Genomic DNA, 8,033 nt, shown 5'->3' with positions numbered 1-8,033 from the left:
ATATACAAGTTCTAATTAATAAAATTCATGGTTGGTAAAGTTAACTTGCTTACATTATTAAAAATATACAGTAAATTTAAATGAATAAACTTTTAGAACATATGTTAATTTAATTAATATTTTTAGAATTAAAATTTTCGTTCAAAAATATCAATTTTTTCATTATTATGAAAATCGTCAATGGAATTTATATCAAGTTTTTCTAATACATTATCAATAATTTTGCTGTGAACAGGAACTTTAATTGGAGAAGCATAAGCAAAATCATCAGCAGCTATTTTACCTTCAATAGTAGGAATAATTGCTTTAGGACCACCAACGCAACCGCCAACACATCCCATTCCTTCAAGAAAATTTGCATCAATGCTGCCTGCTAAAGCTTTTTCAAGAAGCTCTTTACATTCTGGAATACCAGAAGCTTTAGCAGATTTAAAATGTTTATATTTGTCAGGAAAAAGTTCTTCTATAGTTTCAGAAACTGCAATAGAAACACCTCCACTTCGAGCATAAAGCCTTCCACCTCTTGAAGCATATTCAATAGAAGGAACACCTTTCAGATTTTCCAGATTTATATTTAAAGCTTTAAATATTTCATAAAGTTCTTGAAATGTTAGAACAAAATCTACAGCATCATTTAAATCTTTATCCTTAGCTTCCGCTTTTTTTGCAATACATGGACCAATAAAAACTACCTTAGCATCTTTGTTAAGTTTTTTAATAATGCGGGCGGCGGCAACCATAGGTGATACGGATGGAGATAAATCTGGAACAAGTTGTTTATAAACTTTTCTGAGCATTCCAATCCAAATAGGGCAACAGCATGAAGTTATCATTAAGTCTTTAGGTCCATTTACATGTTTATCGAATTCCACAGATTCTTTAATAGTTAATACATCAGCTGCAAAGGCAACTTCTATCATATCAGTAAAACCAATTTTCATAAATGCTTCTCGGAGTTTATCCATAGTTACATTAGTTCCAAATTGCCCACTAATAGCAGGAGCAACAGCAGCGATGACGGTTTCATTATTTTTTATCAAATTTGCAACTGGAAGGAAATATACATTATCTAAAATAAGTCCATCCTTGCAAGAATCTACACATAAGCCGCAATTTAAACAACGTTCAGAATCTATGTAAGTAGATTTTTCGTTTTTATTATAAAGAATTGCATCGAAAGGGCAAGAGGCTTGACAGCTAAATTTACCATTTTCATCTTGAGGGCATGAATGAGAGCAATCTTTAATCTTTTGAATTAGTCTGTGATGAATAGTATATTCTGTTATTGCTTTTTTTAAATTATATACATAGTTATTATCAAATTTAATATTAACTCCACATAATGAGGAAATAATAGCTAATGTTTCTTGAGGAGATTTTTCATGACATACCATAATCCGTGAAAGGGTTTCATCAAAATTATCATCATAATAGGCTTTAATTAATTCTTCAAATAAATCATTATACTTGTTATTCATTAATACACCTCACAATTAAAAGAATAAGTACAAATATATTATGCATTTATTTTCTATTAATAATACTCAATTTTAAAATAAGTTAAATTATTTATTAAAAATTTTAATAGAATGTTGGAGATAGTAGAATAAATTGCCCATTTATATATTAAAAATAAATAAATTATATAAAATAGGAGGATAATTATATAGGTGTGTAGAATAAAGATGAATAAAAGAATAAAAATATAGAACATTGTAAACGTATAAATCAATGTTTGTTTAATTAGTTGTTTATATAAATAAGTTTTTGGGAGGATGTTATAGTGTTTATATACATATTAAATTTATTAAATGATAGCTTAAAAAAGAAGAAAAATATTTATGAACGTGAACAATTAAAGCGTGAAATTATAAATGATACATGGTATATTTCTGAATTTGGGGGTATTAAAAAGAATTTTGATATTAAGATTGTTACGGATAAGATCAAAAATATTTTTGAAGTTTTAGGTAAATATAATTTAACAAAGCAAGATAGTATAGGAGTTTTAAAAAAAATCATAAGAAATAAGAATAACATATGGATACTAGAATATTTTTATAATGGAGATGATAATATAGATGATGAATTAGAATTTGTTTTGAATTCAATTATATCAAATATGTTTGAAAGCATATACAGGAATAGATTAGTAGAGAAATTGGGAAATGTTATATAGTAATATTTAGTAATGTATTTAATTAGCGTTTAGTGTAATAAAAAGAGCATCTATAAATTAATTAAGATGCTCCTTTTATTACGAGTTAATTATGCTTTGTTTACTGAACCAAATAGTTCCATTTTTTCTTTAACAGTAGCTTTGATAGCTTCGAATCCAGGATTTAATAATTTTCTTGGGTCAAATCCTTTTCCTTCTAAGTCTTTTCCAGCTTCGATATATTTTCTAGTAGCTTCTTGGAATGATAATTGACATTCAGTGTTAACATTGATTTTAGCAACTCCAAGAGATATAGCTTTTTTAATCATATCTTCAGGAATTCCAGTTCCACCATGTAATACTAATGGCATTGAAGTTCCAACGGCTTCTTCAATTTTAGCTAATGCTTCAAAATCTAATCCAGTCCAGTTAGAAGGATACTTGCCATGGATATTTCCGATTCCAGCAGCTAACATTGTAACTCCTAACTCAGCAATTTGCTTACATTCATTAGCGTCGGCAACTTCACCTTTTCCAACAACTCCATCTTCTTCTCCACCGATTGAACCAACTTCTGCCTCTAAAGAAAGTCCTTTTTCATTAGTGATAGTAACTAATTCTTTAGTCTTTTCTATATTTTCAGCTATTGGATAGTGAGAACCATCAAACATGATTGATGAGAATCCAGCTTCTATACATTTTTTAGCTCCTTCATAGCTGCCGTGATCTAAGTGTAGTGCAACTGGCACAGTGATGTTTAATTCTTCGATCATTGCTGTAACCATAGCAACAACAGTTTTATATCCAGTCATATACTTTCCAGCACCTTCAGATACACCTAAGATAACTGGTGAATTGTTTTCTTGTGCAGTTAATAATATAGCTTTTGTCCATTCTAAGTTGTTTATGTTGAATTGACCAACTGCGTATTTTCCTTCTCTAGCTTTGTTTAACATTTCTTTAGCTGATGTTAACATTTTACGACCTCCGTATACTTGTAAATTTGTTATAATGTCTTTATAAGAAAAGTTAAATTGATAAATTTATATCAATTTCCTTTTCAAGATTAATTATACTCTAAAAATTACTATATGAAAACAAAAAAATGAAAATTCTGCATATATAGAATTAAAGTAGATGCTATAATGTTTTAAAAAGTAATTTTTGGTTAAGCTAAATTTATATAGATTTTTAAACAAATTAATGTAAACGACTTACAGTTTTTTTTATGAAAACTGTAAAAATTAATAAAAATAATTGACATAGAGATATATTAATGATAAAATGAGAGTTTTCAAAAATTAAAAAGTGTGATATACTAAAAGGACGGTTATTAGTTAAGGAGGTCATTATTTGTTTAATATAGGAGATAAAATTGTCTATCCAAGTCAGGGGATAGGAGTAATTGATGAAATTGAAGAAAAAGAATTTAAAGGTGAAAGGCAAATGTATTATACTATACAATTATATAACAATACTATGAAGCTGACACTACCACTTAGCAGAATAAAAACATCAAATATGAGATTGGTAAGTGATTCAAAAACTTTAGATAATTGTTTGAAACACATTAATAAATTTGTAGTAGAAACAGGTGAACTTTCTAAGGTTAATTTTAAGGAAAGAAAAACTGCCAATGAATTAAAAATAAAGTCTGGAGCTTTAGATGATTATCTTCAAGTTATTTGTAATCTTACACAATTAAAAATGGAACATAATTTAAATTCAAGTGAAAAACAAATGCTGACTAGTGCAAAGAAAATTGTAATAGAAGAAATATCTCAATCAAAAAATTTATCTAGTGATGAAGCTACAAATTTATTAGATATATATATGGCATTTTCAAATTAAATATTAAATATACCAAAAAAGGATTTACTAATGAACCCATAAGATGTATAACTTTTAGAAGAATTAAAAAAGAACAAAATAACAGAAGATAGTTTTGTTTTACTTGAAGAGTCATAATTTTTTATGACTTTTTTGATGCATATAAAAATAGACAAGGTAATAAATCTAAAAGGTTTATCAAACTTATTAGTAGTAACGAGGAAAGGTAAGAAAATAATTTTAGGTATTGTGATATGGTCGATGTTATCTATGTGTAACAGATGGAAGGATATCAATATTGTTGAATAATTTATAAAATTGATATATGATTTTATATATCTAAATGAATTGGAGGAATTAATTATGATTTGTGCAAACATACAAAGCAAAAAAGATTATTCAAGTATTAATAAAAATTTTACAAAGGCTTTTGAATTTTTAAAAGGTAATGATTTAAAAGAAATAGCTATAGGTAAATATGAAATACAGGGAGAAGATATATTTGCGCTTGTACAGGAATATATTACAGAAAAAGAAGAAGAAAAGAAGTGGGAGTCTCATGAAAAATATATAGATATTCAATTAATAGTTAAAGGAAAAGAAATTATGGGATATACTCCAATAGAATTATTAGAGATTAAAGAAGACTTAAGACCAGAAAAAGATATGGTTTTTTATAAACAAAGTTCAAACGGTTCTAACATAAAATTTACTAATGGTGATTATGCAATTTTTTTCCCAGAAGATGGACATAAACCAGGTTGTGCTTTAGGTGAATGTTCTAAAGTAAAGAAAGTAGTAGTAAAAGTTGCTTGTAAATAAAGTGATTAAGAGAAAAAAATAGTACATTAATATACCACCTTTGCACACGTGTTCAAAAGAGTGGTATATTAATGTAATTTGATTATAAATCTAAATCCCAATTATCATTTCCACATAATACATTTAAAATTGTATATTTCTCAGCTTCTTCATTAGTTAGAATATGTGACCAAGAAATTCTGGTTTCATTCGAAGCTCCAGGTCCATAGCTGTTATATTCAACATAGCTGCTTTCTTTTTCTGCACGTGGTTTATTCCAACTATGCCAGGCTTCTTTAATTATATGTTCACCCATATAGCAATTTATAAATGCTGTTTTTGCATAATCTCTCCAAGGTCTTCCTAAATAAACGCTATTTGCATTTGCATTACTAGTTAAACTGCAATCTATAAATACATATCCAAATTCTTTACCTTCTACTGTTGATGCAGCAGTTACATATCCATTAATATCGCAATTTCTGTTTTTAGAGAATATTTCACATTTATTAAATACTGCTGTTGCTGAACCAAATATAAAATCAATATCTCCTTCAATATAACAATTCTCATAATATTGTCTTCCAACAATTCGCTCTTTTCCATCCATAGGTCCACCAAAATTATGTCCTTCTATAGGTTTAGGAGGCAGTGGCCCGGTAAATAAGGTATCTTGATTAGCTAAGAATCTACAGTTCTTGAATTTAGTTTTATCCCCTTCAACATACACAGCCACAGCTTGCCCAACTTCTTCGCCAACTCCAGCAGAATTTTCAAAAGTTATGTTTTTGGCAGTGAAATTAGTAGCTTCTATAAAAATAGTATAAGAATTAAATGTTCTATATACTTCACCTGTTGGAAATATTTTTTTTGCATAGTCATCATAAGTTATAATAGTTTGCTTTGCATCTCCACCAATAAATGTTACAAAGGGTTTTGATACAGATAATTTTTCTTTATAGATACCTTTCTTTATGTATATTTCTATTTCAGTAGAGTTATTTTCAGGTATGGAATCAAGTGCTGCTTGGATCGTATTAAATTGTCCGCTTCCATCTTTTGATACTGTAATCATATTTCATCCTTCTTTCAAATAATATATTTATATTATACTATAATTAGGTTGAGAGTAATATAGCTTAAGAAAGGATATAATTCTTACTAAAAAAAGGACTAGAATTTGTTTAACCACCAATTAGTTAAAACATTTTGCTAATTGGTGGTTTTTATTTTATCCTAATGGGAAATATACAATTTAATTGGTTTGAGCAAGTGCTTCTGTTTGAGAATCTACATGCAAATTATATCCTAAACCTATAATAACTAATAATCCACCTATAATCTTAGGAAATGGTATTGTTTTTTGAGTTATACAGTCTATAATTATTCCAGTAAAAAGTTGCCCAATAAATATTATTAAGGTTATGTAAAAAGAGGACATTTTAGGTGTTACAACACTGGATAATATGACTATAATTATTCCGAGTGCACCTCCTAAATAAGCCCAAAATGGAATAGTGTAGAATTCATTAATTTTAACTTTATCTTTAATGATAAAAAATAATATTAATGCAGATAATAATCCAGTAAGATAATTAAAAAAGCTAGATTCAAGTAAACCTACTTTTTCAGAAAGTCTAGTATTAAGTATTCTTGAAATTACAACAATAGCACCTGAAGCTATTGAAATTAGTATAAAAAACATACTATTTCCTCCTCTCTAAAGAAATGTCATAATAGAAATTCCTATTATAATAATAGTTAATCCAATAAATTTCTTATTATCAAATTTGATTTTTTTCATGTTTAAAAATCCATAATGATCAAAAGCTAGTGAAGTTATTAATTGACCTAAAAGCCCTAAAGCTACAGGCAAAGAAACTCCAAGTGCTGCATAACTTAAATTGTTAAACATAACTGTAAAAACACTAATGGCACCAGCGCTATAAAGATATAAGGGTAAGCTATTTTTCAATGATATTTTGATTTTTTTATAAAGCATTATCCCTAAAATTATTATAAATCCAACAAAATGAATTATAACTAAAGCAGGGTAATTACCAAGTTTGTTTGATAATTCACCATTGAAGGCTACCATAATTGCGACAAGAGCTCCAATTAATAATGATAAAAAATTATACATAAGCATCTCCTTAATAAAATAAATTATTTTGTAGTTTAATAGCATTAAAAAATATTAATGTATATGTAAACTACATACTACTTAATTAATATACTTATTCTTGTAGTAAATTAAGAAATCATATATTTGATTTGACGTGGTTTATCTTTGCATTTATAGTTTAAGTTATTATAATTAAATATATGTAGGACATGTGTCATGTTTATGAATTATATTTCACATAGAAAAGAAAATAAAACTCCTAAGATAAAAATTTAAATTAATAATGAAGTCTAATAATATATAACATTTTAAATGTTTATTTATAATTGTTAAAAAGTATATTGTGTGAAGGTGGAAATACATTGATTAAAATTAAAAATAATAAGCAAGTTGAAAAATATATTAAAGTACATAAAATGGAAAAATTATTTTCTAATAATATGGAAGGTTATATGAGCTTGTATATGTTTGATAAAAATGAGTATATATGTAGGGAAGAAGAGCAATTAGAAAATATGTATTTTTTAGTTGAAGGAAAAGCTAAAGTATCTAAACATTTGGAAAATGGGAAATCATTATTAATATCTTTTTATACACCACTTACAATAATAGGAGATGTTGAGTTTATACGAAATAACCCTACAGATTGTAGTGTACAAGCAATAGAAGATACATATTGTATAGTCATTAGCTTTAGTGTTGTAAGAAGCATACTTACAAGAGATTGTAAATTTCTATTAAATATATGTGAATATTTAAGTGGTAAACTTACTAGTAATAGTAATAATAGTTCAATAAATTTATTGTATCCACTGGAAAATAGACTAGCAAGTTATATAGTAGCATTTGTTGATATAGACAATAATAGAAAGAGTGAATTTACATTTAAAGAAAGTTATAGTGAAATTTCCGAGTTACTTGGAACAAGTTATAGACATTTAAATAGAATTTTAAATAAATTTTGTTTACAAGGAATTTTAAAAAAATGTAATAGTGGATATACAATAGAGAATTTTGAAAAATTACTTTACATAGCTAGAGATTTATATAAATAGAATTAAAAAATTGTATAATTTTTTTAAACAATATGATAGAATATATTATTAATAATTATTATTT

Annotated in this window: 9 protein-coding genes; 4 read left to right on the top strand and 5 right to left on the bottom strand. The window is 26.7% G+C overall.

All coding sequences use genetic code 11. From position 1 onward, the window contains the following. Window positions 1–128: 128 nt before the first annotated feature. On the bottom strand, window positions 129–1,478 hold the full coding sequence (locus CLPUN_RS03235; RefSeq protein ID WP_077845953.1) for a [Fe-Fe] hydrogenase large subunit C-terminal domain-containing protein: 1,350 nt from the start codon (window positions 1,476–1,478) through the stop codon (window positions 129–131). Between the two features lie 305 nt (window positions 1,479–1,783). On the opposite strand from CLPUN_RS03235, the gene CLPUN_RS03230 reads away from it, so the two are divergent. Beyond that, window positions 1,784–2,179, top strand: a complete 396-nt coding sequence (locus CLPUN_RS03230; RefSeq protein WP_198944282.1) for a hypothetical protein — start codon at window positions 1,784–1,786, stop codon at window positions 2,177–2,179. 89 nt (window positions 2,180–2,268) lie between these two features. Here the strand turns inward: CLPUN_RS03230 and fba are convergent, their stop codons facing one another. After that, window positions 2,269–3,135, bottom strand: a complete 867-nt coding sequence (gene fba / locus CLPUN_RS03225) for a class II fructose-1,6-bisphosphate aldolase (protein ID WP_077845952.1) — start codon at window positions 3,133–3,135, stop codon at window positions 2,269–2,271. A 376-nt stretch (window positions 3,136–3,511) separates the two neighbouring features. Between fba and CLPUN_RS03220 the strand changes: the two genes are divergently transcribed. Both CLPUN_RS03220 and CLPUN_RS03215 read left to right on the top strand, forming a co-directional pair. Further along, a complete protein-coding gene (locus tag CLPUN_RS03220) occupies window positions 3,512–4,009 on the top strand; it encodes a CarD family transcriptional regulator (protein ID WP_077845951.1) in 498 nt (165 codons plus the stop codon). A 342-nt stretch (window positions 4,010–4,351) separates the two neighbouring features. After that, window positions 4,352–4,810 carry a NanQ anomerase/TabA/YiaL family protein gene (locus tag CLPUN_RS03215; RefSeq protein ID WP_077845950.1) on the top strand — a complete coding sequence of 153 codons (459 nt, stop codon included), beginning with the start codon at window positions 4,352–4,354 and terminating at the stop codon, window positions 4,808–4,810. An 82-nt stretch (window positions 4,811–4,892) separates the two neighbouring features. Here CLPUN_RS03215 and CLPUN_RS03210 read toward each other — a convergent pair whose 3' ends face one another. The 3 genes from CLPUN_RS03210 to CLPUN_RS03200 form a co-directional block, all read right to left on the bottom strand. After that, the gene (locus tag CLPUN_RS03210) at window positions 4,893–5,864 is read right to left on the bottom strand and encodes a pectinesterase family protein (RefSeq protein WP_077845949.1); all 972 of its coding nucleotides are present in this window, start codon (window positions 5,862–5,864) and stop codon (window positions 4,893–4,895) included. Window positions 5,865–6,044: 180 nt separating this feature from the next. After that, window positions 6,045–6,494 (bottom strand): DMT family transporter, encoded by a 450-nt coding sequence (locus CLPUN_RS03205; RefSeq protein ID WP_077845948.1) that lies wholly within the window; start codon window positions 6,492–6,494, stop codon window positions 6,045–6,047. A gap of 15 nt (window positions 6,495–6,509) precedes the next feature. Next, window positions 6,510–6,932 carry a DMT family transporter gene (locus CLPUN_RS03200; protein ID WP_077845947.1) on the bottom strand — a complete coding sequence of 141 codons (423 nt, stop codon included), beginning with the start codon at window positions 6,930–6,932 and terminating at the stop codon, window positions 6,510–6,512. A gap of 344 nt (window positions 6,933–7,276) precedes the next feature. Here CLPUN_RS03200 and CLPUN_RS03195 point away from each other — a divergent pair, with 344 nt between their 5' ends. Next, window positions 7,277–7,969, top strand: a complete 693-nt coding sequence (locus CLPUN_RS03195; protein WP_077845946.1) for a cyclic nucleotide-binding domain-containing protein — start codon at window positions 7,277–7,279, stop codon at window positions 7,967–7,969. Window positions 7,970–8,033: the final 64 nt, after the last annotated feature.

Source organism: Clostridium puniceum, assembly GCF_002006345.1.
GTDB classification, from domain to species: Bacteria; Bacillota; Clostridia; order Clostridiales; family Clostridiaceae; genus Clostridium; species Clostridium puniceum.
Note: the sequence above shows the minus strand (reverse complement) of the source record. Positions and strands in the feature narration are given on the sequence as shown.

Bases quoted from the DNA above. Each gene is read 5' to 3' on its own strand.
- CLPUN_RS03235 (WP_077845953.1), bottom strand. From the start codon at position 1,478: ATGAATAACAAGTATAATGATTTATTTGAAGAATTAATTAAAGCCTAT.
- fba (WP_077845952.1), bottom strand. From the start codon at position 3,135: ATGTTAACATCAGCTAAAGAAATGTTAAACAAAGCTAGAGAAGGAAAA.
- CLPUN_RS03215 (WP_077845950.1), top strand. From the start codon at position 4,352: ATGATTTGTGCAAACATACAAAGCAAAAAAGATTATTCAAGTATTAAT.
- CLPUN_RS03210 (WP_077845949.1), bottom strand. From the start codon at position 5,864: ATGATTACAGTATCAAAAGATGGAAGCGGACAATTTAATACGATCCAA.
- CLPUN_RS03205 (WP_077845948.1), bottom strand. From the start codon at position 6,494: ATGTTTTTTATACTAATTTCAATAGCTTCAGGTGCTATTGTTGTAATT.
- CLPUN_RS03200 (WP_077845947.1), bottom strand. From the start codon at position 6,932: ATGTATAATTTTTTATCATTATTAATTGGAGCTCTTGTCGCAATTATG.